The sequence below is a fragment of the Zhongshania antarctica genome, from assembly GCF_014202945.1.
In the GTDB taxonomy this organism is placed as follows: domain Bacteria; phylum Pseudomonadota; class Gammaproteobacteria; order Pseudomonadales; family Spongiibacteraceae; genus Spongiibacter; species Spongiibacter antarcticus.
This window is the reverse complement of the sequence record NZ_JACHHW010000001.1, coordinates 536,125-562,389: the sequence shown is the minus strand read 5'-3', so window position 1 is coordinate 562,389 and position 26,265 is coordinate 536,125. Positions and strand designations below refer to the sequence as shown.

Genomic DNA, 26,265 nt, shown 5'->3' with positions numbered 1-26,265 from the left:
TTCGTGGTGGTGGCACTGTCATAAGATAGATAAATACTATTAACCGGCAGAATTCCCTCATGGCAGAGTTATTTCTTGTCCGTCACGGTCAAGCATCGATCGAGAGCGATAACTATGACCAGCTGTCTAGCCTTGGTCATCAACAAGCACGTTGGCTTGGCGAGTACTTTGCTGAACGCGGCTTGGTCTTCGACCGGATAATTACTGGCCAAATGGTCCGTCATCGCGAAACCGCCGAAGGCGTGCTCGCAGGCTTTGGTAAGCCGTCCTTCGCGCTAGAAACCACCGCTGATTGGGATGAGTTCGACTTCGATCGCCTGATCAGCCAATTCCTTACTGAGTATCCCACTTTTCGATTAGCAGATGATGTCCCTCGATCGGCTCGATACGGCTTGCTAAAACAGGCCCTAGAGCACTGGGCGGCGGGTAAGCTTCAGGGCGAGCTGCCTGAAAGCTGGGCTGAGTTCGAGGGGCGTCTTACTCGGCAATTAGACACTTTACAAAGTCAGTCATCACGCGAAAAGGTACTGGTGATCAGTTCCGGCGGTGCAATTGCCATGGCGCTGCGACTTATCTTGATGTCGCCAGCGAGCATGATGGTAAAACTAAATTTACAAACACGTAACGCGAGCCTCAGTCACTGCTACTTTAATAGTGGCGGGTTTAGCTTGAGCAGCTTTAATGCGGTGCCGCATTTAGATACGCCCGAGCGCCGCGAGTTAATCAGTTATTTTTGATGCTCGGGCCAGTTTAAAAACACTGTTCGGTCGCAGAGACCGACAGGCACATCACAAGAAAGGTGGATACCATGGATTTTACATACAGCCCTAAAGTAATCGGTTTATTGGAGCAATTGCGTGCGTTCATGAACGAACATGTATACCCCAATGAAGCCTTGATGCACGAACAGGTTGAGCTAGAGCGCTGGAGTACGCCGCCGCTGATGGAGGAGCTAAAGGCCTTGGCCCGCGAGCAAGGCTTGTGGAATTTGTTTTTGCCTAAGGCCTATGGCGAATACAGTCCCGGTTTGACCAACCTAGAATACGCGCCGCTAGCTGAGGAAATGGGCCGGGTACTGTGGGCGCCGGAAGTGTTCAACTGCGCTGCGCCAGATACCGGCAATATGGAAGTACTCGCCAAGTACGGCAATGCGGCTCAGAAGAAAGAGTGGCTAGAACCACTGCTCGCAGGTGAAGTGCGCTCCGCCTTTGCCATGACCGAGCCTGCGGTTGCCTCGTCCGACGCCACTAATATTGAAACGCGCATCGAGCGCGATGGCGACGAGTATGTCATCAACGGTCGTAAGTTCTATATCTCCGGCGCCTGTCGCAAGCAGTGCGAAATTCTGATTGTGATGGGTAAAACAGATCCGACTAATAGCAATCGTCATCTGCAGCAGTCTCAGGTGTTGGTGCCGAAATCGACGCCCGGTGTGACCGTTGAGCGGCCAATGAAGGTGTTTGGCTACGACGATGCGCCAGAAGGTCACGCTGAAATCGTTTTTGATAATGTGCGTGTACCGATAAGCAATATCGTGCTTGGCGAAGGTCGCGGCTTTGAGATTGCTCAGGGGCGCTTAGGGCCTGGCCGTATCCATCACTGCATGCGTTCAATTGGCGCTGCCGAGCGCGCGTTGGAGTTAATGATTGACCGCGCCAACCAGCGTGTCGCCTTTGGTGAGCCCTTGATTAAAAAGCAATCTGTGCGGGAAGACATCGCTAAATCTGCGTGTCAGATAGAGCAAGCGCGCTTGATGACTCTGAAAGCGGCGCAAAAAATCGATGAAGAAGGTGCAAAAGGCGCCAAAGATATTATCGCCATGATCAAAATTGTTGCACCCAATATGGCCTTGGATGTGATCGACCGAGCGATTCAGATTCACGGCGCCGCAGGCGTTAGCCAAGATACCTTTTTGGCAAATATGTACGCCATGATGCGCACACTGCGCTTAGCCGATGGTCCCGATCAGGTTCACATGATGCAGCTTGGCCGTGACATGGCGCGTCGGCGCTTGGATAGCTAAGAGCCATAGCGTGCTTTGCAGCACACATTATACGCCAGATTGAATAACGGTGAGCGAGTTATGCAACAAGTAGACAGTATCGATATAGATGTATTAGTGCCGTATTTGGAGCAACATGTACTGGGATTTAAAGGCCCAGCGACGGCGGAAAAGTTTCCGGGTGGGCAATCTAATCCCACCTTTAAAATTAGTGCGGCATCTGGGCAGTATGTATTACGTCGCCAGCCTCCGGGCAAATTGTTGAAGTCGGCTCATGCGGTAGATCGCGAGTACCGAGTGTTAAACGCCTTGAATGACAGTGCGGTGCCGGTTGCCAAGGTATTTCATCTCTGCGAAGACACCCAGATTCTCGGTTCAATGTTTTACTTAATGGAGTATCTGCCGGGACGGGTATTCTGGGATTCGGCGCTGCCGGAGATAGCAGATAACGCCGCGCGTGCGCGCATTCATTTTCAGGTTGTAGAGGTATTGGCTACTCTGCATTCGGTGAATCCTGCTAACGTCGGTCTAGAGGATTACGGCCGTCCTGGAAATTATTATCAGCGCCAGATTGATCGCTGGGTAACGCAATACCGCGCTAGTGAAATGGGCGCCATAGATGCGATGGAAGAGTTGATCGTTTGGCTCAGCGCACACGTGCCTGCCAATGATGGCTCGCTGAGTATCGCCCATGGTGACTTCCGCTTAGATAATCTGATGTTTCATCCCGAGCGTGAAGAAATTATCGCCGTGCTTGATTGGGAGTTGTCTACCCTTGGGCATCCGCTGGCGGATCTTGCCTATCACTGCATGCAATTGCGTATGCCGAGTGAAGGTCTCGCCATGAAGGGACTCGCGGGCATCGACACAGCAGCACTTGGTATTCCAAGCGAAAAAGAATTGGTGACCCGCTACTGCGAGATTCGCGGTATTGGTCCAATTGCAAACTGGGAGTTTTATCTCGCGTTTAGCTTCTTCCGTTTGGCGGCGATCGCCCAAGGTGTTGCTAAGCGTGCCTCGCAGGGTAATGCGTCCAGTAAACAGGCCCAAACTGCGGGCGCCTTTGTGCAGCCCTTGGCGGTCAGTGGTATGCAAATCATAAAAGACGGCGCCTAGTTATTGTACTCGCATTGAAATTACCGCCTAGATACGGGATCTATCATGTATAAAGAGTTATTTAGTTTAACGGGAAAAACAGCACTGGTAAGTGGTGCGAGTCGCGGTATTGGCGAAGCGATTGCGATGGCCTTAGCAGAGGCGGGTGCCTACGTGATTGTGTCTAGCCGTAAATTAGCGGACTGCGAAGAAGTCGCGCAAAAAATTATTGCCGCGGGTGGCAAGGCTGAAGCATTCGCCTGCAATGTTGGTAAGTTAGAGGATATTACGAAAGTCTATGCATATCTCAAAGATGCACACGATGGCAAACTCGATATTCTAGTGAACAATGCGGCGGCCAATCCTTACTTTGGCCATGTTTTGGACACTGATTTGGCGGCATTTGAGAAAACTGTAGATGTAAATATTCGCGGCTTTTTCTTTATGTCAGTCGAGGCTGGCAAGTTGATGAAGGCGCGGGGCGGCGGAGTGATTATTAATACCGCGTCAGTCAGTGCATTGCAGCCAGGGCCGGCTCAAGGTATTTATTCAATCACCAAGGCCGCGGTGGTTAATATGACCAAGACCTTTGCCAAAGAGTGCGGAAATCTCGGCATTCGTTGTAATGCGATTTTGCCGGGGCTGACCAACACCAAGTTTGCCGGTGCCTTATTCACCCACGAAGACATATACAACGAAGCGATTTCGAAAATCCCCATGGGGCGTCATGCCGAGCCAAATGAAATGGCGGGTACCGTTATTTATTTGGCCAGCGACGCTAGTAGCTATACCAATGGGGAATGTATCGTGGTGGATGGCGGTTTAACGATTTAAGCCGGTATCCATATTAACTATAAATTTTTTACGAAATAAATTAGACATAAAAGGCATTACGACTATGGATTCATTACTCGATTTTACTAATCAGACGGTACTCATTACTGGCGCGGCGAGCGGCTTTGGTAAGCTAATCGCAGAGGGATTGGCGCAGCGTGGTGCAAAACTGGTACTGGGCGATGTCAACGAAGCGGCTATTGAAAGTCTCGCTGCAAAATTGCGCTCGGAAGGCCGCGAGGCGGTGGCGCAAATGTGTAATGTCGCGCTTGAAGAAGATTGCCAACGTTTGGTGGCGACCGCAGTAGATACCTTTGGGCGCTTAGATATTGCTGTTAACAATGCCGGGATCAGTCACGATTTTACGCCTTTTGAAGAAATTGAACAAAGTGTATGGACGCGCCAGTGGGAAGTTAACGTCAATGGTGTGCAATACGGTATGAAACACCAAATAGCGCAAATGAAGCGTCAGGGCAGCGGTAATATTCTTAATCTATCTTCAATGGCAGGCATCGGTGCAGCGCCAGGTATCGCTGCTTATGGCGCGGCAAAACACGCTGTAGTTGGCCTTACAAAATCGGCGGCGGCGGAGCTTGGCGCCGTCAATATCCGTGTTAATGCGGCTTGCCCATTTTTTACCCTCACGCCAATGGTGGCAGAGTCATCAATTGCGGTTCAGAAGGGCGTAGCGGCAGCAGAAAGCGTGCTGAGCCGTGGTTGCGTGATGAAACGTCTCGGCCAACCTGACGAAGTCGCCAATGCCATGATTCTCCTGTTGTCGCCGGCTAATACCTATATGACTGGGCAGTGCATCGCTATTAATGGTGGGGCGTTGTCGCTCTAAATGTGGCCATAAAGTAGGTGAATTATGGTGAGTAAAACATCAGTGATACTATGATTTTCGATGTTTGCATTGGCATTGAACTACCCATATTTGAGAGTGACGTTATGGCTGACTTATTAAATTATTCCTTATTGGATGGTATCGCTACCATCACCATGCAAAATGGCAAAGTAAATGCTATGTCACTGCCGCATATTCAGGCAATAGGAGCTGCTTTAGATCAGGCTGAAGCTGACAAAGCAGTGGTTATGCTGGTCGGTAAAGACGGTATTTTCTCAGCGGGTTTTGATTTGTCAACCATTCAGCGTGACCCAGTGGAAGCGGTTGAAATGATAAAGGCAGGATCGTCGCTGTGTCGGCGAATGCTGTCTTTCCCCTACCCTGTTATTGGCGTGTGTACGGGGCATGCCATCGCGCAGGGCTGTTTCACACTTATGGCTTGTGATTATCGTATTGGCATTGACGGCCCATTTAATCTTGGCCTGAATGAGGTTCAAATTGGCATGACCATGCATCACGTTGGCATAATACTGTCGCGGGCACGCTTGAATAAGACATTTTTTGATCGTTCGGTCATCAGCGCTGAAATATACGACCCCGCAACAGCGGTTACTGCCGGCTTGCTCGATAAGATAGTGCCTGCAGATGCCTTGATGACAGAGGCGCAGGCGCAGGCCAAACGTCTGTCAGCCTTAAATATGCCGGCCCATAAGGGGACTAAGCTGAAGTCCCGCGCGGCTTTGCTAAAAGAGCTCGACTGGGCTATTGAGCAAGATTACCTAGACGGGAAAGCGCTTCTGCTCGGGCAATGAGTACATTGTCGGCTAATTCACTGGAAGGAAATTGAGTGCCGACAAGTAATTTCTACGCAGTGCGGCGTTAGATATAAAGATACGCTGTGAACAATAATAAGAATACTTAAAGTATGGGCGTCTGCGGGCAAGCAAGTCTAGTCTGGTCTAGACTTGCTACTTAGGCTGTATGGAGCGCGGCCTGAAACACTGGTGGTTTCGGAGCCAAATTAATTTACCCTCGTCTAGGAGTAAGGTGTGCGACAATTAACAGGCCTTGATGCCTCTTTTCTTTATCTGGAAACGGCAAATTCACCAATGCATATCGGTGCATTTACTATTTACGACCCTAGCACTGCACCTGGTGGCAAGGTTCGCTTTAAGCAGATAGTGGAGCATATGCATCGGCGGGCACGCCGGGTGCCGGCGATGACCAGCCGTTTAAAGACAGTCCCTTTTCGTCTTGATCATCCTTACTGGGTAGCCGACGGTGATTTTGATCCAGAGTTCCATGTTCGCCATATTGCGCTACCTAAGCCGGGAGACTGGCGTCAGCTCTGCATCTTAATTTCCCGTATTCACGCTCGGCCTTTAGACCGCCGTAGGCCGCTTTGGGAGGCTTACGTCATTGAAGGCTTAGATGATGTTGAGGGGTTTCCGAAGGGGTGTTTTGCCCTTTATACAAAAATGCATCATGCCGCGATAGACGGTGCCTCGGGAGTTGAAATTAACAGTGTATTACATGACCTGTCGCCTGATTTTGTCACCAAGCTAGATACAGAAACTGAGCCGCTTGTTGAGCAGCCACCGAAGAAAACCGAAATGTTGTGGCAAGCGCAAAAGAACACGCTAAGGCTGCCATTTCGCTTTGTCGGGATCACAAAAGATGCCGCCCCTAGTTTATATAATGCGGCCAAAGGAGTAATTAGCGGCAAACTCAAACGCGTTAATGATATTCCTCGAACGCGGTTTAATACCAATGTGTCGCCCCATCGGGTCGTTGACGCGTTGCGCGTCAGTTTTGAGGATATTCGGAGTATCAAAACTGCGTTTCCACCGACGACGGTCAATGATGTAGCGTTGACCATTGTCGGTGGCGCGTTGCGCCAGTATTTGCTCGCGAAAGACGAGTTGCCAGAATCTTCTCTTGCGGCATTAGCGCCGATTAATATTCGCACGGCGGATAAGCTGGGTGCCGCCGGTAATGAAGTCTCCCAGATGACGGTGCAGTTGCGTACGGATATTGCCGATCCTAAAGAGCGCTTATTTGCCGTAAATGAAAGTACGCGCAATGCCAAAGAATTGACCAACGCAATTGGCGCCAAGACCATGACGGATTATCTGCAATTTACGCCGTCTACCTTAACAGCATCGGCTGCTCGCTTATCAAGTTCTTTGAGTCTGGCAAACCGAATAAGCCCATTCTACAACTGCGTCGTTACCAATGTGCCCGGGCCGCGAATACCACTTTATTTTTGTGGCGCAAAGATGTTGGTTGGCTTCCCAACTGGTCCGGCAATCGACAGCGTGGGCTTGTTTCATGCTATATCCAGTTATTGTGATGAGTTTACAATCGCGTTTACGGCTTGCCGAGAGATGCTGCCTGATCCTGAAATGTACGCGCAATGTTTGCGCGACTCGTTGACTGCTTTGCTAGATGCAGCAAAACAAGAGACAAAACAGAGCCCAAAATTAACGAAGTCTAAAGCACCAAGAAAAACGAAAAGCGCCGCTGCACAAAAGGTGGAAAAGGACGCGCATAATGAGGGGCAGTGAGGCGTTGTCGGAGGAGAAGCGACCTTCGGCTCACCCTGTTCTAGCCTTACTTGAACTTCCGAGGGTTGCAGCGGATTTGGTCGCGCTAGGCGCGGCCAGCCCAATCCTAAGGCGGGCGCCGAAGGGAGATCAGCATGCCGTAATACTGATTCCAGGGTTTCTTGGTAGTGATCGCTATAACCAAGCGTTATGTAAGTATTTAACGAGCATCGGTTACGATGCGAGTGGCTGGACTTTGGGCAGAAATTTAGGGCCGCAGGATGGTGTGCTAGTTGCGCTTGAGGCGCGCTTATTGGCCAAGTACTGTGAGACGGGGCGCAAGGTGAGTTTAATTGGCCATAGTCTGGGCGGCTTGTATGCAAGGCTGCTGGCGCAAAAACATCCGGATAAAGTACGACTAGTACTCAGTCTAGGCAGTCCGATTTCGGAAAGTTTAGATTCTGGAAAAATCGTGGCGAAATTATTTAAGATGCTGAACGGCGCAGCCGACCCTGTGCAGCGTGCGGCGGTGCAGCTAGCACCGCCGGTACCAACAACTGCGGTGTATTCCCGCAGTGATGGTATCGTCCATTGGCGCAATGCCATGCAACGTGATGGTCATGCCGAGTGCGAGAATGTCGCTGTCTATGGCAGTCACTCTGGGCTCACTTTTAACGCTGCAGTTTGGTGGTTATTGGCAGATCGTCTTGCTCAAAAAGAACAAAAATGGCAGAAATTTAAACCTAGTGGTTTTTTGCGGAGCTGGTATCCGCTATGTCAATATAAAACGGAAGTCGTAAATCCAGCGCGGAGTTAACTCGGCTAATTAAAAAATGATGAGTATGATATTTTTTAAATACTTATCTTGTGACGTTTTTTCTAATGTCTAAAAGTGGATCATTTTTGGGCGCTCTTCCTTGAGCGTGTTGAATTTACTTTATGATACTGATTTTTTGAATGTTTTTGACAGTACGGAGCCTAAGATATTTGGCATTGTGCGCGCAACATAGTACAAAATATGTGCGTCTAGCCCGACCCTGAGTTGCTTTCGCTTTTTGGTGGCGGCTCGTAAGATCTTATCGGCGACCACGTCGGCTTCTACCCCCCAGCGCGTAGCCAATGCGTAGTGCTTCCGAGCTTGATCCATATTGTCAGATTCCTGCAGGGTCGCCGTCATCATCTCAGTCTTTATAGCGCCTGGGTGGACTGTAGTTACGCCAATGCCGTCTACTGCTAGTTCGGCACGCAGCGATTCACTGTAAGCCAGTACGGCTGCTTTACTTGAACTGTATGAGGCCTGACTTGGCAGTCCATAGTAGGCTGCCATGCTCGATAAATTGACGATCTGGGCTTTGTCGGATTGTTTCAGTAGCGGCATAAATGCGCTGCAGCAATTTACCGTGCCCCACCAGTTAACATTGAATACTCGCTGCCAGTCTGCGTGGCTGTGGTTTGCCGCGCTTTTTTGCAGAGTAATACCAGCATTGTTAATCAGCAGATTCAGCTTGCCATGGTGGGCCGACACCTCGGTCGCTAAGCTTTGAACGGCCTCTAAATCGCCTATGTCACAATTATGAATGCTGACATTAATTGGGTAGGTCTTTAGTTCCTGAGTCAGGGATTCGAGTTTTTCATCGTTGATGTCGACGAGTGCCAAATGACAACCGGACGTGGCGAGGGCGGAGGCCAAGGCTGACCCTAGGCCTCCGCAGGCACCGGTGATGAGCGCAACTTGATCATTATATTTACCGTGAACATTAGGCATTTTAAAATTCCTTGCGCAGCTCTATACCAAAGGTGCGTGGGTCGCCTAAAGCGCGGGTAAAGGTACCGAGGGATTCAGCAGTACCGACCGCGCCAATGTCGTAACGTTTGTCAGCTAGGTTTTTAACGTAGGCTGATACGCGCAGATCGCTCATTGGGTCATTCCAGCTCAAACGCGCGTCTACCAGACTATAAGCTTCTGCATAAATTAACTCTGGATTGGTTTGGGCAACTTGCCAAGAGCCGGCGTCTAGCCCCATATAGACTTCACTTTTATAGCTAACATCGATGCGCGGCGTAAATAAGCCATAGTCAGTAACGATGGTGTATTGCGCGCCAAATGATGCCGAGGTTTCGGGGGATACTGCAAAGTCTTCTTTAGAGCGGTCGACGGGAACAAATTCCCCGCGCAGTGCAAGGGCCGCCAAGTCGTTATCCATAAACTCATCGTATTTATAATTATTATTACTATAGGTAAAGCTGAGCATCATATTTTCACTAGGCAGCCATAACACCTCGAGTTCGCCGCCATCGATGGTTGACTCACCGGCATTCTGTGAGGTAACAACCAAGGAGTTCGCGGAGTCGACGTTGACGGTGATCAACTGCATATTGGTGAAGCTCATAGAGTACAGCGCAATGTTCATACGCAGTGAGCGTTCTAGGGCATCGATTTTTATGCCAATTTCGCGGTTTTCCAATTCCTCTGGTGCTACTTCTGTTAAACCGTCTATCCCGCTGGGCTCATGGAAACCGGATTTAAAGCCAAAGCTCCAGGTACCATAGACCATTGCTGAACTTAGCAAACCGTCGTCGAACCACTGTTCAGGCATTATCCACGCCGCGGAGGTCATGGGTGTAAATTGTCGGAAGGTGCTGTCTCTGCTGTCGTATTGTGGGGCGCCGAGGGGCGTCTTTATCTCCCCTGGGAAATAGCTATTAAGTGCATCATTTGCGATTTGAATCGGATCCTCGCTCCAGGTGCCGGCATAAGCAGCAACACCCATGTCTGGAACAACGGGTATGAAGCGCGGGTCGATACTGTTCAAGATGCTTAGCATCGCGCCGAGATCGGCTGAACGCGTCACTAGGTCAGATTCACGAATTTCTTCGGTGTAGCGCCCACCCAACGTCCATTCAATATTATCGGTGATATGCCAGGTCGCTTGGGTGAAGGCGGCGTAGGTTTGGCCGTTAATGTCGAAATCTTGCAGGGTGGCTAACGGAAGTATACCCGCAATTAACGGTACTGTTCCGCCCGGTATTAGGGTGCCAAGGTTGGGCAGATTTAATCCCGACTGGCCGCCGGCCAATGCGATCAAGGTTGATGACTCCGCGCCGACTAGCGGGTTACTGGTAAGAAAGCGCTCAGACTTGTACTCGTCTTGCCAGAAAAAACCGGCGGTATAGTCAACGCTGCCGTCGAAGGCGCTGCCATTAAGCTGGAATTCTAGGGTCAGCGATTCCTGAATACTATCGTCAAGTACGAGTGCGCGCAGGAAGGGCTGCGGGCCACCTTCATCCGCGGCGCTTTGGGGGCCAAACTTAGTGGCATCTCGATAGCCAATAATGGTTTTCAGGGTGTTGTTTTCGCTGATCTGCCATTCTAATGTCGTGCCCAAGAGCAGAATGTCCTGCGCTTTGACGGCGCGGAAACTGTCACCTTGATTGGTGGTGAGGTCCGGCAGGTTTTTACGATTATTAGCGGCGCAGTTGTCGCGGTAGGCGGTGGGGTTACTTGGGTCGGTATCGCCAGCCCAGAGTACGCCAAGACCATTTACAAATAGCGCATCGTCGTTAATGAGCTCGCAGTGGTAAGAGGGGTATTTCTCGCGAACTTTACCGTAAAAGGCGAGACCGTCAACGGTCAAATTGTCGGCGGCTTCCCAGCGAATTTGGCCAATCGCAGAAAGTCGGTCGATACTTTGGTTGCTGTCTGAGCCTAGGTTTTGTAGGAAGCCGTCTCGGCGGCGGCTGCTTACAGAGACTCGGCTTAGCAGGGTGTCCGAAATCGGTACATCAACCGCAGCGCGAACACTTTGTTCATTGTAATTACCCATTAGCCCTTCGACAAAACCACCGACGGTGTCGCCGGGCTTGGTCAAATTAAAGACCAATGCACCGCCAGTATTATTTTTGCCAAACAGCGTGCCTTGAGGACCGCGCAAGACTTGAACGCTTTCAATATCGATCGTATCCAGTAGCTGGCCGTCTGGGCGGGGAATAAAAATACCGTCGATATACACACTCACGGATGGGTCGAAACGGGCCATGTGGGCGCGTTGGCCAATGCCGCGGATGAATATTTGCGGTGAGGTGCTGTCGTTAATTTGCAGGCTCGGTACCGATTTACTGAGCTCTTGGGTGCTCATAATGCCTTGCTCGCGAAGTGCATCGCCGCTGAAGGCCGTAACCGCGACAGGCGTCTCTTGAATGTTTTCAGAACGCTTGCGGGCCGTGACGATCACTTCTTCGATTTGGCGCCTTGACGTTGCTTCTTCACGGCCACTGTCATCCTGCGCATAGCTGGGAATAGCGCTAGCTGAAAGTGCTAACGAGAGTGCCAGTAATTTATTGTTGTTCATATTGCAGCAGTCCTATTGTTGCGAGTAATTATATTTTTGCCAATGCGTAGGGCAGTAGACGATTTAATAGTGGGCGTAATGGCGTAAGGCCAATGCGCACGGGGCGCATGCGGCACGCCATTTCCTGCTCATAATCTTCAAATGAATGGCGTTGAAACTGCAGAAGGCGCTGCGCTTCCGTGGAGTCCATCCAGTGGGTGTAGTAAATGCCGGTGCCCTTGTCGTTGTAGGGCAGGGTCAAAGAGAGCGCGCTGAATGCCGTTTTTATAAAACGGTAGTGATTGATTTGGCAGTGCTTACCACCACCAATTAATAGCACTTTTCGGTTAGCTTCCGCTGATTGCGCGGCGTTGCACATTGCCAGCGCGGCGTCCTTGGGGTGTACGAATTCCATTGGCGATTCGGGATTAATGTTAAGTAATTCATGTAGCGTGGCGCGGTCAGCTTTCAGCGTGCGTGCGTCTACAGAAACGCCTACTCGCAAAATCAACCATGACAGAGGCGAGCCTTCTAATGTTTGTTCGATTATTAGCTTGTGACGAGTGTAGTTGTCGCTTGCTGTAACGCGGTCTGAAATACCTTTGATGGCTTCCCCTGGCAGCGATTTCCCGAATACGGTCACTGAGGAGGGGAAAATTAGACGTGGTGATGTCGAGCTGGCCTCCATGCTTTTTATCAGATTTTGGGTCGCAACGACGTTAATCGCTTCAGCCAGTTCGGGCTGGTTTTCCGATAGTGGCGGAAGTAGTGAGGCGTTGTGGATGACGGCGTCGACACCCTCCAACAACTTTGGGTGCAGCGTCGTGTCGCAAATATCACCTAAGATGACTTCACAGCGCTTGTGGTAACGGCGTTTTAATTTTTGGTTCTTAGCGTTGTCCAGATCGAAACAGCGCAGTTGATGGCCCTGCTTTAGGGCCTCTTCAATACACATCTGGCCGAGATTACCAAAGGCGCCGGTAATAAGAAGATTCATAGTACTGAGGCATCTGTAAATTGAGGGCAGTGGATGCCTTGGGGGCTTTCAATTGTGCCTACGCACAGATTGCAGTGGGTGCAGCGACTTTTAAAACTTGGCTCGGCTGCGAGTTTTTGCGGCAGGTCGGGGTCGGCTAGAAGCGTGCGACCTAATTGGATAAAATCGAAACCGGCGTTCAGTATTTCGCTAAAGTTTTCGCCGCTCGTGGCGCCGCCAATATAGACAAGCTTGCACTTCACCACATTGCGAATGCGTTTGGCGTGCTCTAGTAGATACATGTTGTAGAAGGGCAGGCTTGGGAACATTTTCTTACCCATGAGCCGCAGTAAGAATCGCATGATTCGATTGCGTTCATAGCGTAATAGCGTGGGTAGAATGCTGTCACCGCGAAACATCAGCATTGGGTTCATTGTGCTGGTGCCGTTGCTGGGGATGATGGCGTCAATACCAGCGGCATCAAGTGCTTTGCAGATTGCTAGCGAGTCGTCGTAGTGAAGACCACCTCGGCGCCCCTCTGACATGGTTATCTTCGCGAGAATAGGGAAGTCGTCGCCGACCGCGGCCCTAACCGCCGTGAGCACCCGCAGGGGGAGTCGCAGACGGTTTTCTAAACTGCCGCCATAATTGTCTTTACGACGATTAGTGAGCGGACTAAGAAACTGGCAGAGGCCGTAGCCATGGCCGAAGTGAATTTCTAAAGCGTCAAAACCTACCGACTTCATGAATTTTGCAGCCTCTCTATAGGCCTCTACCATGTGGTCAATGTCACTCAGTGTCATGGTGTCGCAAAACCACATACCCTCGGCAAAACCCAGTAGATTTACGCCACCACTGGGCCCTTTAGGGCGGCCTTTCAGCGTGTGATTTTTGGAGAACGCGCCGCAATGGCCCATTTGCCCAGCCACTTTGCAGTCGTGTTTTTTAACCTCTTGTACGAGCCGAGTTATTTCACTGCGGAAATCCTCATGCATGGTGAGCATGTCGGCATTCAGGCGCCCGGCGTTTTCGACCGCGCAATAGCCGATGGTTGTCATGGCGATACCGCCACGCGCGAATTGCGTGTGGAAATCGATCAGGCTTTGGCTAGGAATACCGTTAGGGCTTCGGTTTTCAAAGGTACCGGCCTTAATAAGCCGGTTCTTCAGCTTAAGCCCGTTCAGGCTCGCATTACTAAGCGCGGTGTTGCTGCTGTCTGACATAGAGCCTCTGGTCTTATTATTACTGGTGGCGTGGCGTCGGCGGCCTCGCACAATACTAAAATCGCATGTTATATAGTCATATTATATAAGTCAATTATATGGAATGTGCAAAAGCCAATCTGTATACTTTGCGCTGGTTCATTTGAAGTGGAAGTTATCTTGGGAAAAAACGCCGCAAGTCCAAAAAAGCTCGGTGCCAGTGCGGCGGCCGCTAAGCCAAAGCGACAGACCCAAGCAGAACGCCGCGAAGCTACTCAAGCCATGGTGCTGGAAAGTGCTTGTCGAATTTTTGGTGAAAAAGGCTTCGCTGATACGTCTCTCAAAGATATAGCTGAGGATCTAGGGCTTACCATTACGCCGATCTATCATTATTTTGGCAATAAACAGGCACTTTTTCTGGCGGTTACTGAGGCGATGGAGCTTGAGTTCACCCAGCAGATCGAGGGATTTTCCTTTAGTTCTGAAAAAATAGATCTCATCGAAATTTGGGATATGCTGATCGAAATGACTCAGCGCCCGAATTTTGTCCGAATTGTATTGCGTGATGCGCCGATTATTCTAGGTCGTGAGCGCTGGGAAGATACCAGCGTTGTTCAGGCCGTATCCAGAATATTCCAAGACCAATTGTCGCTCTTATACGAGAGCGGCAGTTTAACCAAGCCCTTGTCCGAAAATGACGTCGTGCTACTGCAGCGAATGTTAATTGGCTGCTTTTCTGAGGCGGCACTAATGCTTGTCGCAAACCCGGATTATGATAGTCGGCCGCTGATGTTGCGGGTATTGACGCTATTCGGCGGTGTGGAGTCGCAATAAACACCGTTTATCACTGGTCCGCTGCAGTAACAGTGTCAGTTTGCGGTCTGCCCGCCATCAATCGCCAATGTTGTGCCGGTTATATACCGAGCTTCGGCTGATGCCAAATAAGCCACTGATCCCGCAATTTCGTCGGCCTCGGCCATGTCCACCAAGGGCATTAAACGCATAAACATATCCATATTCGCGTTATCCGGCATGGTAAATTTCTCGGTTAGTGCCGTTTTCACTGCTCCGGGGCAAATCGCGTTAACACGAACGCCTCTGTCGGCAAACTCAACTGCCAGTGATTTACTCAGCATCACTACAGCGCCTTTGCTGGCGCAATACGCGGCGTTATAAATTTGGCCAACCAAGGCAGCGGATGAGGCCATATTAACGATATTGCCCTTTGTCGCAATTAAATGTGGCATCGCCGCTTGGCTGAGGAAAAACACGCTGTTTAAATTGATGCCCATCATGCGTAGCCAGTCTTCTTCGGTTACCTCCGCCAGGTGTTTAGCAACGGCAATCCCCGCGATATTGCACAGAACATCAAGCTTGCCCCACCTCTCTACGGTTGCAGCAACAGCGGCGCGGCACTGTTCAGAGCTGCTCACATCCAACTTGATAAAAGCGGCGCTTTCCGAGTTTGTAAGTAGTTCAATAGTTTGCTGTAAGCCGGCCTCATCAATATCTGCCAGCATCAATACCGCACCTTCGGCGGAAAGTCGCAGTGCGGTTGCTCGACCGATGCCTGACGCAGCGCCGGTGATTAAGGCGACTTTGTGATCAAACCGTTTAGCGAAAACGTGCATGATTAATCTCCTGGCTGGATGTGTTCTGAGGGTTTTGGCATAAAGCGATTTTGATAATTAGCGGCTAAGATACGCGAGCTTCGGTATTTAGATATAATCCTAACTGCGTAGTTGTCACTGTATTTTTTATATGTAAATTTAAGCCGATGACTAATATGGCAAGATTTAGGGGGGGTAAAAAAATACCTGCACCAATATTACTTGCTAAAGCTGTTAAACGTAGTAATCTCACCCTATGGACAAACGATCTTTCTCTACTCAGCAAATCTCCTTTGGCGCACGGGAACTCTATCCCGTTAGTGCCTTCCTCTCTATTGGCGGTTAAGCGCAGTACTGTCTTAACCGCCCGAAAATAATCTGCGAAACAAGCAACTAGCTCCGAGTGTTGTCAATACTCGAGCTCTATTTTTGTACGCACTTCTTTTTGCTAGGAGAGGGTTTGTTATGCCTATTGAAAATGAATTAATTATATCTGAATCTGACTACGAAAAATTGTCTCGGCTGATTCAAGTCAGTCGATCAGAGGCAACCGTTGCTCTTGATGTTGAACTACTGAAAGCCGATGTGTGTCCCGATGCACTCATGCCCGCTGATGTCGTTTCGCTTTACAGTAAAACATATTTCAAGGATGTTAAAACGGGGGCGAAGCGTGTCGTGACGATCGTTATGCCGTGGGAGTCCAGTATCACGGAAATGCGCATATCTATCCTGTCACCGGTGGGGATAGCACTTATCGGTGCGCGGGTGGGAGCGATCATTGATTGGCCGCTACTGAACAACTGTTCGGTGAGTCTGAAAATAGAAAAGGTATTGCGCGCGGCGCCAAAGGCATTGTCCAATGCATAATCTGGCATTCTGGAATAATGCTGTGGAGTTGATCGACAGCTTGGCGAGTATTGATGCGGGTCAACGCGATGTATGTCTTGACGACGTATTGAACACATTTACAGAGACATATCGCGGCTGCTTCGACCCTAGTGAACACTTTGAAGAGTATGTGTTGGTGACCCTTGTCGATAGGTTTAGTCGAGCGCTTCCCGATCCGAGTGGTACGGCACCGCTAAAATTTAGTGATGGTATATTCCGATAAAAAATATTTGTTCTAAAAAAGATGAATAGGGGCGTAGAAGTGCAGGCGAGGGCGGTTTCGATTCCGGGCTTCTACACATTTTTCCTATTGTTATTTACCCTAAAAATGCTTGGCCGCCGTCCAGTGCGATGCTCTGCCCATTTACATAGCGGCTATCTTCTGAACACAAGCTCACCACGAATTTGCCGATATCGTCTTCGCAATCGCCTAGGCGCTGCATTGGAATGCTCGCTAAATACGCGGCGGCCTCTTCGGGCCGATCATTTATCCACCATTCAAGGCCCGGCGATAAGGCGTGCGGAAGAATAACATTCGTGCGGATACCGTCTTTGCCCCACTCGCAGGCGGCCGCTCGCGACAGCGAACGAATTGCTTCCTTGGTCGCTGCATAGCCGCCATAACCCGACATGTCCCAGCGCTTTCCGGCACTACTGGCGAGATTGATGATACAGCCATCGCCCTTCAAGTGCGGGTAACACAGCTTCATTAAGCGGAAGGTGGCGATTGGCCCGGATTCAAAACCGGCGCTCAATGCCTCGTCCTCTATTTCGTGCAGGCTGCCTAAGGGGACTTCTTGGGCATTGTTTACCAATATCTGAATACCGCCGTAGTGTTTAACACTAGCGGATACCAGCGACGCCAAAGCGGTCCGATCTTTGATGTCGCACTCAACTGCTAAGGCTTCGCCACCACGCTTGGTGATCTCTGCGCAGCTCGATTCCAGCTTTTTTAGGGTTCGACCCGTTACCACAACTTTCGCGCCTTCAGCGGCTAGTGCAAATGCAATACCTTGCCCTACACCCTGACCCGCGCCAGTAACGATGGCAACTTTTCCTTCAAGTCTTCTCATTGTAATATCCTTTAAAAATAGGTCTAAGGTTATGATCAAATAATTTGCCTTCGCGTGTAAATATTGTGACTAAGACTTTATGACTTTGGTCGCGAACTTATGCATTTGATCAATTTTTTGCTCCGTACTGAGTGTGTCTGGTGTGCCATCGTAGGCGTTGCGGAAGGCGATGTGGCATTCGTTAACGCCTAGATTGGCGAGAGCGTCCTGGCCAGAGGTGGAGTAGGCGTCGGCGGAACTAACGTGGATAACGAAGGGAAGGTGGTCGCGTTGATATTGTTTTCGAAATTCATTTAATTTACTAATCAAGACCCCGTACTCTTCAGTGCTCGCGCCCGCGCCAATCCAACCGTCGCCAAGGCGCGCAGCGCGTTTCAATGCCGCGTCTGAATGCCCGCCAATAAGAATGGGGATGGGTGTTTTGGGGCTTGGGCAAAGTTGCATGCTTGCTATTGAGAGTTGCTTGCCGGTGTAACTGAAAAATTCACCCGTTAGTAAGCCTCTTATGATTTTAATCTGGTCATTAAGACGCTCTCCACGCGCTTCCCAAGGCACATGGCAGCCTTCAAAGTCTTCTGGCCAGGGGCTAATGCCAACGCCAAAATCAAAGCGGTCTCCGCACAGGGCGGCCAGTGTTGCCAGCTGCTTGGCGACAACCAGCGGCTGGCGAACCGCGAGCTTGTACACTGAGGTGTTAAAGCGTAGCCGTTTTGTTTGTCCCGCCAAAAATGGAATCGTCACCAAGGGTTCAACAAAGGGCATATCTTTTAAGAAATCCCGCGAACCGTCGCCGTTGTAGGGGTAGTTTGCCGATGAGTGTTCCGGGTAGCAGAGACTGTCGGGAAAGGCCATGCTATTGAAGCCCAGCTCTTCTGCCGCTAACGCTAGGGCTAGATATTGCTCGGGTGGGCACATACTTGGGTTATAGCTAAATTTCATTTTTTATTTCTCGTTGTCTGCAGCGCGCTGGCTGTCTTGCTCTAAAGTCAGGCCCTTATAGTAAAGACCCCGCGTCAGCTTGCTTAGAACAAATACGTTCAAAATTGATAACGAAATGCACCGTTACCCATTTTTACTGGGAACTCTTGCACGCGGGGGAAGTGATTGAAATGTGCATGAAATTAGATGTTTTTGTCGGCTGAACTACAGTGAACTGGCGATACCATGCCGGATATGTATGCGTACTAGGTGTTTATGGATCGGTAATTAAGGTCTGTAATATTGGCTTTGGAGCCACTATTTAATGGGCTCGCAGCCTGCTGCGCACTTTATTCGTGTTTAAACAGGGAGAACAGCTATGGGAAAATTTATTGTTACCGGCGCCGCCTCAGGTATTGGTGCCGCAGTCTGTTCACGACTTGAAGATGATGGCGAAACGGTGATTAAACTTGATCGCCATAATGCAGATATTGTAGCGGACTTGGCCACGGCTGAGGGGCGCAGAGCGGCTTTACAGGCCTGCTTAGCGGTTTGCAACGACGGTTTGGATGGTCTGGTTTGCTGTGCGGGTATCGGGAGCGCAAGTCCAGATGTGGGCATGATCCCGCAGGTCAATTTTTTCGGATCGGTTGAATTGCTGCAGGGTTTGAAAGATGCATTAGTTATGCGGTGTGGCGCGGCGGTGTTGGTGTCGTCAAATTCGGCACCGCAAGAGACGGATCCTAACTATGTCGCGGCCTTGCTTTCTGGTGATCAAGACCAATTGCAATCGAGCTTGGCCAGTATCTCTGGTCATGCGGCTTACAGTGGATCGAAGCAAGCAGTTGCGATTTGGATGCGAAAAAATGCGCCTGATTATGCCCGTTCTGGCGTGAGACTGAATGCGGTGGCGCCTGGTTATACCCGAACAGCAATGACCGAGGCGACGGAAAAAGACCCCAAATATAGAGCCGCAATCCTCGACTTTTTAGCGACGATTCCTTTGGGGCGTGCCGGCAATGTGAGTGAAATCGCAAATGTCATCGGCTTCTTATTGTGTTCAGAGGCGAGTTTTGTCAGTGGCTCGCTACTTTATGTCGATGGCGGCCATGACGCCATGTATCGTCCACATTCAATATAGGGATCTGTAATGGCGACGGGAACAGAATATGGGCTTGGGTCCCACCAATTTCCTCGCGGCTGGTTTGTTATTGCCGAGGCGAGTGAATTACAGGCGAAGCCGCTTGCGCTGAAATATTTTGCCAAGGATTTTGCGTTATACCGAGGGGAGAGCGGCAAGCCGGTTTTACTCGATGCACACTGCCCGCATATGCAGTGTCACCTCGCCGCCGACAGCGCGATTATTGCCCGTGAAGGAGCGCAAATAGAAGGTGACTCTATTCGTTGCCCCTATCACGGCTGGCGGTTTGCTGCGGATGGTAGCTGCGACGATATTCCTTATTTTGACGGGCCTAAACCCCGTTCTGCCAAACTGGAAAGTTACTTGGTAGAGGAGCGCTTAGGCTGTATATGGATGTGGCATGACCCCGAGGGCAAAGGGCCGGATTTTCCCGTGCCAAATCTGCCGCATTGGCAGAATAAGAGCTGGATTAAATGGCAGCTGGATCACCTCGGGGAGCTGGACGTTCACCCCCAGGAAATCATCGACAATATGGCCGATGCCCGTCATTTAGGGCCGACCCATGGCGCGCCATGTGAATATTTCGAAAACGAATTTATGGATCATATCTATATTCAGCGTCAGGGTGGTTTGCATCAGGAGTACCAAGCGATGCTGCGCACGACGACATGGTACGAGGGACCTGGAATCCTGCTTTCGCACCAGATTTTTGGCGATATAGAGAGTGTTGAGATGATCGCTAACACGCCGGTGGACGATGGCCGCGTGAAGTTATGGCATGGCTTAATGGTCAATAGTGGTAAGGAGAATCCGACCAGTGCGGATGTCGACCAGGCCCGGGAACTGCAGGCTGGCGCGCTGGCGTCTTTGGCTGCGGATTTTGGTATTTGGAAACACAAAAAGCCGGCATTTAGGGTTTTACAGCTTAAAACCGATGGCCCATTTTCTCTTGGGCGCAAGTGGTATACCCAATTTTATGTGCCTCGCGAGGCTGTTATCGCAGTGCACACAATGGTTAATGGTGTGCATGGCGTCGTCGGTTTGGCCGAGCCGCCTCCAGAGTCACTGCTGCACAGACAGGTGCTGGCTGATACGTAGTGTGTACTTACTTGGCAGGCACTGACCTGACCACTTATGCGCATTATTGTGAACGATTATGTTCTACCTAATTTGTGCCTTCAGAGTACTGTGATTACGGTATCACTAAGCAGTAGAACGGCATTTTAAAAATGTCCTGATTCGTGATCTGATAACAATATAATATTAATGAAATTGGAGTACTGGCATGAAGAAATTTTCGTCCACTGGTGATTTTAAATTAGCGGCGTTGCCCTTGGCGGTGTCGTTGATGAGTGCCCCGCTATTTGTGTCTTTTGCTTCAGCCCAAGTTTTAGAGGAGGTCCTGGTCACGGCCGAGCGCCGGGTTGAATCTTTACAAGATACCCCGATTGCAATGACGGCAATGACCAGTGACAACATAGAAAAGCGCGGTATTAGTAATACCGACGATATGTTTGCCTCATTGCCTGGCATGGGTGGCTATTCAGCACCTGGCTCGCGGGGTATTACCAGTCTTAGTATTCGCGGTATATCCGGTGGCTCCCCTGCGAATATATCGCTTGATCCTGCGGTGGGCATGTATCTGGACGGCGTTTATGTGGGCAAGATGCTTGGCTCCGCTCTGGATCTCGCGCAGATTGAACGAATTGAGGTCCTTCGCGGCCCCCAGGGCACCTTATACGGCCGTAATGCGACCGCCGGTGCAATGAATATTATTTCTAGAAAGCCGCTGGGCGAATTCGCGGTAGACGTAACGGCGGGTATTGGCAATTACGGTCAGCAAACCCTGAAAACCAATATTGATTTTGATTCGATTGGCCAAGTGGGTGAAGGTGCAGGTAAGTTGAATGCGGCCGTTAGCTTTTTAAGCAAAGAGCGCGATGGCTTTTATAAGAATTATTCTGGTGGCGAAGACTTTGACACCATCGACCGTCAAGCCTGGCGTGCCGCATTACGTTGGCAGCCAAGCGAGGCGCTTACCCTTGATTATGTGTATGACCACAGCGAGCTGGATGAGGTGAATACCCTGCAAAAAACCGTGGGATTTACCGAAGGGCCGACGCTTGGCGGTGATCGACTGAACTTCTTGCGCAACACTGTTTTACCATCTGCCACAGGTTTGGCATCGGCGCCGGGGGCTGATCCGCGTATCAGCGCCCGTTGGTTGCCTTCTATTCAGAAAACGATTGACGCCTACGAGCGGATATTGGCTGGCGGTGAAGGTCGGCCAAGTGGTGGTGGGGTTGAGGTCACGCCGACGACGCAAAGTGAGGTCGACGGGCACGCGCTAACGGCTGAGTGGCAGCTAGGTGACCGTGGCGCCTTGGGTGACGTCACGCTTAAATCAATCACTGCGCAACGCGAGACTGAAACCTATGTTGCTGGCGATCTCGATGATATTGATAGTAGCTTAGATGCCAATGGTATTGGTGTGTATAACGACGGCTTACACGCCGTTTTACTCCAGTATTACGGTGGCAGCAGCGGTGCTTCATTCCCGGGTGTAGATGCGCTCTGGACTGCGGTAGATCAGCTTGGCGCTGGTCACAGCATACAAGATACGCTCTCTGAATATGAGCAGCTCTCGCAAGAGTTCCAAGTTGTCGGTGCAACGCAACAGTTTGATTACGCCCTAGGCTTGTATTGGTTTGAAGATGAGGCAAACTACGATCGCCGTGCTGCCTTCGCAATGCCACTCGCGGGGCGCGACGCGCTGCGATATACACTGGAAACCGAGGCCTTGGCCATCTATGGGCAAGGTACTTACCGCTTTGCTCAATTAGAAGATCGTTTAGCCTTGACCTTAGGGATGCGCTACACCGAGGAGGAAAAGGCACTCGCCTATGACTTAGGTGCGGTGGCTACGCCATTTGGCAATAAGCCTGCGCAAGCCCTATCGCGCGATGAGAATTTTTACAATTTCAGCTACAACGTAACAGTGGCTTACGATATCAGTGACGATATTAACAGCTTCATTCGCTATGCGACCGGTTACCGCTCGGGTGGCTTTAATGGCGAAGTCTTTAATGATAGTTTTGATGAAGAAATTATTGAACAGTTGGAAATAGGAGTTAAGTCAGACTGGTGGAATAATCGCTTGCGTGTGAATGCTGGCCTCTACACTTACCAGTACGACGACCTTCAAACGAGTGTGTTAGAAAGCTCCGGCGGTGGTGTAACATCCTCGACCATTAATGCCGGTAAGGCAGATCGTTGGGGCAGCGAGTTAGAGGTATCAGTAGCGCCTATTGAAGATATGATAGTGAGTTTGGCGCATACCTACATCAACGGTGATTTTGAAAAGTACCCAGATACCTGCGCTAATAACCAGTGTATCGATGGCACAAAGGAAGCTAAACGCGGTAACTCACCAAGCAATAAGGTAAACGCCAGTGTGGACTATACTTTCGCGAGTACCGCGATTGGTGATTTTAATGTGTTTGCTGATGCCAGTTGGCAGGACACCTGGGAGCAGGTTGCGCTGTCGCCCTCGGTGGTTGCTAATACACCATTTTTGTACACGAATAGCTCAATGGACGCACGAACAGTTGTTAACGCGCGCCTCAGCCTAAGTAAGATTCCTGTTGCTACCGGCGATTTGATGGTGTCGTTGTGGGTGAATAATCTCACCGATGATGACTATCCTTCTTATGGCCTTAACTTTCAGGGCTTAGGTTTGATTAGTGAACAGTATGGCGCTCCGCGTACCTTCGGTATGGACGTGCGCTACCGCTATTAATTTAGAATTGCCAGCAGCATAATGCTGCTGGCAAAATTTCCTTAATCGTTTAATGAACACTAAGAAATAGCTATTCCGCCTTTACTTCGTTTCTCCTTTTTTTCTCTACGCTTTTCCTTCAAGCTTTTAAGAGGCGTTTTTTGTCGGAAACCTTTAACTTATCTTTTTTCATTTAATCACCTTTCTATTATTGGTTCATAAAATAAGCTTCACTAAGCCACTTTTTAGTGAGTTTTAGATGTGAGTTAATCACGCATATAGTGGCAAATTTGAGACTTCAAGGTTCTAGCCCTCCTTCTTCCCCTTTATGGGTTTTGGTCAACTGAAATTACGCAGAATAGGCTCTCTGTATTTCCGAAAAACAAACTTACAGTTTCGCCCCTTTTTAAACCGAGTAGAGCCGAACCCAATGGCGACAGCACGCTAATTTTTCCCAGCGCAGGATCGCTGTGTTGCGGAAGTGTTACCAAGATGGATAGCTCAGTGAAATCTTGCATGCTCATCAAACCAACTTTAGAACCAAGCAATACCGTGCAATCGCTAATTTTTCTTGTTGGTAGGTCATAAATACCCTGCAATTTTTCCAGTAAGCCCGCTAGCTCAACCGGTCTTAGCGTAATAGGGCGGAACGCGACAATACTTTCGAATTCATCTTTAAGTGAGGAGATAAATTGACGGACATCTACAAAAAATTCAGTATTCACAAAAAATCACCCATAGCAATACATCTACTTTTGGTTGCTGCCAAAAGTACTCTAAATATAGTGGTTTAGAAGTATTTTCCCCGGATATGACTGAGTGTCACATCCGGTTAAATGAGGAAGGCCTGGGGTGGAATCGCATCGGGAAGGGAGAACTTTTTCATAATAAAACCAAGGTCCTATTTGAATATTAACTAAAGAGTTTACCTCTTGCTGTATTTATAGCAAGGTTATTAATATAATTTAATGGCTTGTTTAGCCTTGCTATGCGTAGCGAAAAATCTAATTTATTTATATGACACCCATCGCCGTCATCGCGCCGGCTACTTTAATAAAACCGGCAATATTTGCGCCGGTAACATAATTACCTTCGGCACCAAATTCGGCTGCCGTTTCATAACACGATGCGTGTATGTCGACCATAATGTCTTGAAGACGTTTTTGGGTGTATTCGGACGACCAAGAATCGCGACTGGCGTTTTGCTGCATCTCAAGTGCTGAAGTAGCTACCCCACCAGCGTTCGCGGCCTTGCCAGGTGCGAAGTAAACCCCTGCAGACTGAAACAGTTGAATGCCCTCTGGTGTTGTTGGCATGTTTGCGCCTTCAGCGACTATCTTGCAGTTGTTCTCAACTAAGGTCTTTGCATCTCTCGCAGTTAGTTCGTTCTGGGTTGCACAAGGCAAAGCCACGTCACATGGCACCGACCAAATTGAGGAGCCCTCAACATAGCGTGCAGATGAGTGGGATTCTAAATAAGTAGCGATTCGTCGACGTTCAAACTCCTTTATACGCTTTACTGTTCCGATATCAATTCCGTTTTCATCATAAATATAGCCACTTGAATCTGAGCAGGCTACGACAATCGCGCCTAGCTCCTGGGCCTTCTCCATAGCGTAAATGGCAACATTGCCAGATCCCGACACGACAACTTTCATGCCATCTAGGGATTGCCGCTGGAATTTAAGCATTTCTTGAGCAAATAGCACCACCCCATAGCCGGTGGCCTCCTTTCGTGCTCGACTTCCTCCCCAGCCAAGACCTTTGCCTGTTATTACCCCCGATTCATAGCGATTGGTGATCCGCTTGTACTGCCCAAATAGGTAGCCTATTTCGCGACTGCCGACGCCAATATCGCCAGCGGGAACATCGGTGTACTCTCCTATATGACGATATAGTTCAAGCATTAGGCTTTGACAAAAGCTTTCTATTTCGCTGTCCGATCGGCCTTTGGGATTAAAGTCGCTACCACCTTTCCCGCCGCCTATCGGTAGGCCCGTCAAGGCGTTTTTGAAAATTTGTTCGAAGCCGAGAAACTTAATAATGCCGAGATACACCGATGGGTGAAAACGCATGCCGCCTTTAAATGGCCCTAGCGCACTATTAAATTCTACGCGGAATGCGCGATTTATATGGATCTCGCCTTTGTCGTCGCGCCAGGGTACGCGAAATATAATTTGACGCTCAGGCTCACAAATTCGTTGAATAATTTTTTTATCCGCAAACTCCGGATATTTCGCCAGCACTGGACCTAAGGTTTCTAAGACTTCACGCACGGCCTGATGAAACTCGGCTTCTCCTGGATTTCGGTACAGCACTTCTTGGAGGATGCCCTGCAGCTTTTCATCTAGCGGTGGTTTCATAGATCAATGCCTTGCATATAAAATGGATGCGTTAAAAGAAAGTGTATATCGGCCGCTGCATTATTAGGACCTAGCCCCATATAGACGCGTTTTAGCAGCCATTTTGGTTTTATTGGTCGAGTTCCGCTTCCGGGTGCAGAACGTTGTTTACTTTTATTTCGGTGAAAATAGCGCCGGGCATAAGCCAATGTATGGTTTTACCTTTTTTAAGCCCAATTAAGGCTGCGCCTAGGGGCGAAAGTACCGACACCTTCATCTCTTTAACATCCGCTTCGCTAGGCAGAACAATGGTAATTCGGCCTTCTTCTTTGGTCGTTAGATCCGTAAATTCAACCACAGAGCCTATGCACACTGCATCTTTAGGGTATTCATCATCGTTGTACACGAGGGCCCGTGCCATTTCATTTTCCAAGCTGTCGCGCACGTCAAGAGAAGAGCTCATTATCAACTGCACAATTCTCTTGTAGTCACTTCTTTTTACGAGGATGTCGTCGGTATTATCTAAAATCATATATCTCACCCGCAGCAAAAAACCTCCACGAGCTAATTAGCTTGCGGTGGCTGGAATATTGTCTGGTAAAAAATTTAGGCGCTTAAGGCTTTTTTAGCTCAAGCGCCAATAACATGTCGGGCACAAAAGACCACAGGCAGAATAGCCTGAAAGAGA

General features: G+C 49.6%; 24 protein-coding genes. 14 read left to right on the top strand and 10 right to left on the bottom strand.

All coding sequences use genetic code 11. The features are described from left to right. Window positions 1–59: 59 nt before the first annotated feature. The 8 genes from HNQ57_RS02540 to HNQ57_RS02505 all read left to right on the top strand — a co-directional run bounded on the left by HNQ57_RS02540 (window position 60) and on the right by HNQ57_RS02505 (window position 8,138). On the top strand, window positions 60–737 hold the full coding sequence (locus HNQ57_RS02540; RefSeq protein WP_184461040.1) for a histidine phosphatase family protein: 678 nt from the start codon (window positions 60–62) through the stop codon (window positions 735–737). Window positions 738–808: 71 nt separating this feature from the next. Then, entirely contained in the window at window positions 809–2,023 is a 1,215-nt protein-coding gene (locus HNQ57_RS02535) for an acyl-CoA dehydrogenase family protein (protein WP_184461039.1), read from the top strand. Between the two features lie 60 nt (window positions 2,024–2,083). Next, the gene (locus HNQ57_RS02530) at window positions 2,084–3,118 is read left to right on the top strand and encodes a phosphotransferase family protein (protein WP_184461038.1); all 1,035 of its coding nucleotides are present in this window, start codon (window positions 2,084–2,086) and stop codon (window positions 3,116–3,118) included. A gap of 45 nt (window positions 3,119–3,163) precedes the next feature. Further along, window positions 3,164–3,931: an SDR family oxidoreductase gene (locus HNQ57_RS02525; RefSeq protein ID WP_184461037.1), complete on the top strand. Its 768-nt coding sequence runs from the start codon at window positions 3,164–3,166 to the stop codon at window positions 3,929–3,931. A gap of 64 nt (window positions 3,932–3,995) precedes the next feature. Continuing rightward, complete coding sequence (locus HNQ57_RS02520; RefSeq protein ID WP_184461036.1) at window positions 3,996–4,775, top strand: SDR family NAD(P)-dependent oxidoreductase; 780 nt, start codon at window positions 3,996–3,998, stop codon at window positions 4,773–4,775. A gap of 104 nt (window positions 4,776–4,879) precedes the next feature. Then, window positions 4,880–5,587, top strand: coding sequence for a crotonase/enoyl-CoA hydratase family protein (locus HNQ57_RS02515; protein WP_184461035.1), 708 nt, complete (start codon window positions 4,880–4,882; stop codon window positions 5,585–5,587). A 237-nt stretch (window positions 5,588–5,824) separates the two neighbouring features. Next, complete coding sequence (locus HNQ57_RS02510; RefSeq protein WP_184461034.1) at window positions 5,825–7,342, top strand: wax ester/triacylglycerol synthase family O-acyltransferase; 1,518 nt, start codon at window positions 5,825–5,827, stop codon at window positions 7,340–7,342. Beyond that, window positions 7,329–8,138 (top strand): lipase family alpha/beta hydrolase, encoded by an 810-nt coding sequence (locus HNQ57_RS02505; RefSeq protein WP_184461033.1) that lies wholly within the window; start codon window positions 7,329–7,331, stop codon window positions 8,136–8,138. The genes HNQ57_RS02510 and HNQ57_RS02505 overlap by 14 nt, the downstream gene beginning before the upstream one ends. Before the next feature lie 120 nt (window positions 8,139–8,258). On the opposite strand, the gene HNQ57_RS02500 is transcribed toward HNQ57_RS02505, so the two are convergent. From HNQ57_RS02500 to HNQ57_RS02485, 4 genes are read right to left on the bottom strand one after another with little or no spacing between them, the layout of a single operon-like run. Further along, window positions 8,259–9,086, bottom strand: coding sequence for an SDR family NAD(P)-dependent oxidoreductase (locus HNQ57_RS02500; protein WP_184461032.1), 828 nt, complete (start codon window positions 9,084–9,086; stop codon window positions 8,259–8,261). Between the two features lies 1 nt (window position 9,087). Continuing rightward, window positions 9,088–11,670 (bottom strand): TonB-dependent receptor, encoded by a 2,583-nt coding sequence (locus HNQ57_RS02495; protein WP_184461031.1) that lies wholly within the window; start codon window positions 11,668–11,670, stop codon window positions 9,088–9,090. Between the two features lie 28 nt (window positions 11,671–11,698). After that, complete coding sequence (locus tag HNQ57_RS02490) at window positions 11,699–12,646, bottom strand: NAD-dependent epimerase/dehydratase family protein (protein ID WP_184461030.1); 948 nt, start codon at window positions 12,644–12,646, stop codon at window positions 11,699–11,701. Then, a complete protein-coding gene (locus tag HNQ57_RS02485; RefSeq protein WP_184461029.1) occupies window positions 12,643–13,848 on the bottom strand; it encodes an NADH:flavin oxidoreductase in 1,206 nt (401 codons plus the stop codon). The genes HNQ57_RS02490 and HNQ57_RS02485 overlap by 4 nt, the downstream gene beginning before the upstream one ends. A gap of 159 nt (window positions 13,849–14,007) precedes the next feature. Between HNQ57_RS02485 and HNQ57_RS02480 the strand changes: the two genes are divergently transcribed. Continuing rightward, the gene (locus tag HNQ57_RS02480) at window positions 14,008–14,661 is read left to right on the top strand and encodes a TetR/AcrR family transcriptional regulator (protein ID WP_143829363.1); all 654 of its coding nucleotides are present in this window, start codon (window positions 14,008–14,010) and stop codon (window positions 14,659–14,661) included. Window positions 14,662–14,696: 35 nt separating this feature from the next. Here HNQ57_RS02480 and HNQ57_RS02475 read toward each other — a convergent pair whose 3' ends face one another. Continuing rightward, complete coding sequence (locus HNQ57_RS02475) at window positions 14,697–15,458, bottom strand: SDR family NAD(P)-dependent oxidoreductase (RefSeq protein WP_184461028.1); 762 nt, start codon at window positions 15,456–15,458, stop codon at window positions 14,697–14,699. 444 nt (window positions 15,459–15,902) lie between these two features. Between HNQ57_RS02475 and HNQ57_RS02470 the strand changes: the two genes are divergently transcribed. Both HNQ57_RS02470 and HNQ57_RS02465 read left to right on the top strand, forming a co-directional pair. Beyond that, window positions 15,903–16,304, top strand: a complete 402-nt coding sequence (locus HNQ57_RS02470; protein ID WP_184461027.1) for a GreA/GreB family elongation factor — start codon at window positions 15,903–15,905, stop codon at window positions 16,302–16,304. After that, window positions 16,297–16,548: a hypothetical protein gene (locus HNQ57_RS02465; protein ID WP_184461026.1), complete on the top strand. Its 252-nt coding sequence runs from the start codon at window positions 16,297–16,299 to the stop codon at window positions 16,546–16,548. Before HNQ57_RS02470 ends, HNQ57_RS02465 begins: the two co-directional genes overlap by 8 nt. A gap of 94 nt (window positions 16,549–16,642) precedes the next feature. On the opposite strand, the gene HNQ57_RS02460 is transcribed toward HNQ57_RS02465, so the two are convergent. Further along, the gene (locus tag HNQ57_RS02460; protein WP_184461025.1) at window positions 16,643–17,398 is read right to left on the bottom strand and encodes an SDR family NAD(P)-dependent oxidoreductase; all 756 of its coding nucleotides are present in this window, start codon (window positions 17,396–17,398) and stop codon (window positions 16,643–16,645) included. Between the two features lie 69 nt (window positions 17,399–17,467). Continuing rightward, a complete protein-coding gene (locus HNQ57_RS02455; protein WP_184461024.1) occupies window positions 17,468–18,337 on the bottom strand; it encodes a TIGR03619 family F420-dependent LLM class oxidoreductase in 870 nt (289 codons plus the stop codon). 358 nt (window positions 18,338–18,695) lie between these two features. On the opposite strand from HNQ57_RS02455, the gene HNQ57_RS02450 reads away from it, so the two are divergent. The 3 genes from HNQ57_RS02450 to HNQ57_RS02440 all read left to right on the top strand — a co-directional run bounded on the left by HNQ57_RS02450 (window position 18,696) and on the right by HNQ57_RS02440 (window position 23,256). Beyond that, window positions 18,696–19,457, top strand: a complete 762-nt coding sequence (locus HNQ57_RS02450) for an SDR family oxidoreductase (RefSeq protein WP_184461023.1) — start codon at window positions 18,696–18,698, stop codon at window positions 19,455–19,457. A 9-nt stretch (window positions 19,458–19,466) separates the two neighbouring features. Continuing rightward, on the top strand, window positions 19,467–20,555 hold the full coding sequence (locus tag HNQ57_RS02445; protein WP_184461022.1) for a Rieske 2Fe-2S domain-containing protein: 1,089 nt from the start codon (window positions 19,467–19,469) through the stop codon (window positions 20,553–20,555). A gap of 187 nt (window positions 20,556–20,742) precedes the next feature. Continuing rightward, a complete protein-coding gene (locus HNQ57_RS02440; protein WP_184461021.1) occupies window positions 20,743–23,256 on the top strand; it encodes a TonB-dependent receptor in 2,514 nt (837 codons plus the stop codon). Window positions 23,257–23,561: 305 nt separating this feature from the next. Here HNQ57_RS02440 and HNQ57_RS18135 read toward each other — a convergent pair whose 3' ends face one another. From HNQ57_RS18135 to HNQ57_RS02425, 3 genes are all read right to left on the bottom strand, one after another. Beyond that, window positions 23,562–23,960: a GreA/GreB family elongation factor gene (locus HNQ57_RS18135; RefSeq protein WP_184461020.1), complete on the bottom strand. Its 399-nt coding sequence runs from the start codon at window positions 23,958–23,960 to the stop codon at window positions 23,562–23,564. 288 nt (window positions 23,961–24,248) lie between these two features. Further along, window positions 24,249–25,598 (bottom strand): NADP-specific glutamate dehydrogenase, encoded by a 1,350-nt coding sequence (gene gdhA, locus HNQ57_RS02430; RefSeq protein WP_184461019.1) that lies wholly within the window; start codon window positions 25,596–25,598, stop codon window positions 24,249–24,251. A gap of 109 nt (window positions 25,599–25,707) precedes the next feature. Then, window positions 25,708–26,040, bottom strand: a complete 333-nt coding sequence (locus HNQ57_RS02425) for a GreA/GreB family elongation factor (RefSeq protein WP_221301538.1) — start codon at window positions 26,038–26,040, stop codon at window positions 25,708–25,710. Window positions 26,041–26,265 lie beyond the last annotated feature (225 nt).

What these genes read in the sequence shown, in the direction of transcription:
- HNQ57_RS02520 (WP_184461036.1), top strand. Translation starts at nt 3,996, where the DNA reads ATGGATTCATTACTCGATTTTACTAATCAGACGGTACTCATTACTGGC.
- HNQ57_RS02540 (WP_184461040.1), top strand. Translation starts at nt 60, where the DNA reads ATGGCAGAGTTATTTCTTGTCCGTCACGGTCAAGCATCGATCGAGAGC.
- HNQ57_RS02495 (WP_184461031.1), bottom strand. Translation starts at nt 11,670, where the DNA reads ATGAACAACAATAAATTACTGGCACTCTCGTTAGCACTTTCAGCTAGC.
- HNQ57_RS02505 (WP_184461033.1), top strand. Translation starts at nt 7,329, where the DNA reads ATGAGGGGCAGTGAGGCGTTGTCGGAGGAGAAGCGACCTTCGGCTCAC.
- HNQ57_RS02425 (WP_221301538.1), bottom strand. Translation starts at nt 26,040, where the DNA reads ATGAGCTCTTCTCTTGACGTGCGCGACAGCTTGGAAAATGAAATGGCA.
- gdhA (WP_184461019.1), bottom strand. Translation starts at nt 25,598, where the DNA reads ATGAAACCACCGCTAGATGAAAAGCTGCAGGGCATCCTCCAAGAAGTG.
- HNQ57_RS02530 (WP_184461038.1), top strand. Translation starts at nt 2,084, where the DNA reads ATGCAACAAGTAGACAGTATCGATATAGATGTATTAGTGCCGTATTTG.
- HNQ57_RS02500 (WP_184461032.1), bottom strand. Translation starts at nt 9,086, where the DNA reads ATGCCTAATGTTCACGGTAAATATAATGATCAAGTTGCGCTCATCACC.
- HNQ57_RS02515 (WP_184461035.1), top strand. Translation starts at nt 4,880, where the DNA reads ATGGCTGACTTATTAAATTATTCCTTATTGGATGGTATCGCTACCATC.
- HNQ57_RS02485 (WP_184461029.1), bottom strand. Translation starts at nt 13,848, where the DNA reads ATGTCAGACAGCAGCAACACCGCGCTTAGTAATGCGAGCCTGAACGGG.
- HNQ57_RS02470 (WP_184461027.1), top strand. Translation starts at nt 15,903, where the DNA reads ATGCCTATTGAAAATGAATTAATTATATCTGAATCTGACTACGAAAAA.
- HNQ57_RS02525 (WP_184461037.1), top strand. Translation starts at nt 3,164, where the DNA reads ATGTATAAAGAGTTATTTAGTTTAACGGGAAAAACAGCACTGGTAAGT.
- HNQ57_RS02465 (WP_184461026.1), top strand. Translation starts at nt 16,297, where the DNA reads ATGCATAATCTGGCATTCTGGAATAATGCTGTGGAGTTGATCGACAGC.
- HNQ57_RS02490 (WP_184461030.1), bottom strand. Translation starts at nt 12,646, where the DNA reads ATGAATCTTCTTATTACCGGCGCCTTTGGTAATCTCGGCCAGATGTGT.
- HNQ57_RS02475 (WP_184461028.1), bottom strand. Translation starts at nt 15,458, where the DNA reads ATGCACGTTTTCGCTAAACGGTTTGATCACAAAGTCGCCTTAATCACC.
- HNQ57_RS02460 (WP_184461025.1), bottom strand. Translation starts at nt 17,398, where the DNA reads ATGAGAAGACTTGAAGGAAAAGTTGCCATCGTTACTGGCGCGGGTCAG.
- HNQ57_RS02445 (WP_184461022.1), top strand. Translation starts at nt 19,467, where the DNA reads ATGGCGACGGGAACAGAATATGGGCTTGGGTCCCACCAATTTCCTCGC.
- HNQ57_RS02455 (WP_184461024.1), bottom strand. Translation starts at nt 18,337, where the DNA reads ATGAAATTTAGCTATAACCCAAGTATGTGCCCACCCGAGCAATATCTA.
- HNQ57_RS02440 (WP_184461021.1), top strand. Translation starts at nt 20,743, where the DNA reads ATGAAGAAATTTTCGTCCACTGGTGATTTTAAATTAGCGGCGTTGCCC.
- HNQ57_RS02535 (WP_184461039.1), top strand. Translation starts at nt 809, where the DNA reads ATGGATTTTACATACAGCCCTAAAGTAATCGGTTTATTGGAGCAATTG.
- HNQ57_RS02450 (WP_184461023.1), top strand. Translation starts at nt 18,696, where the DNA reads ATGGGAAAATTTATTGTTACCGGCGCCGCCTCAGGTATTGGTGCCGCA.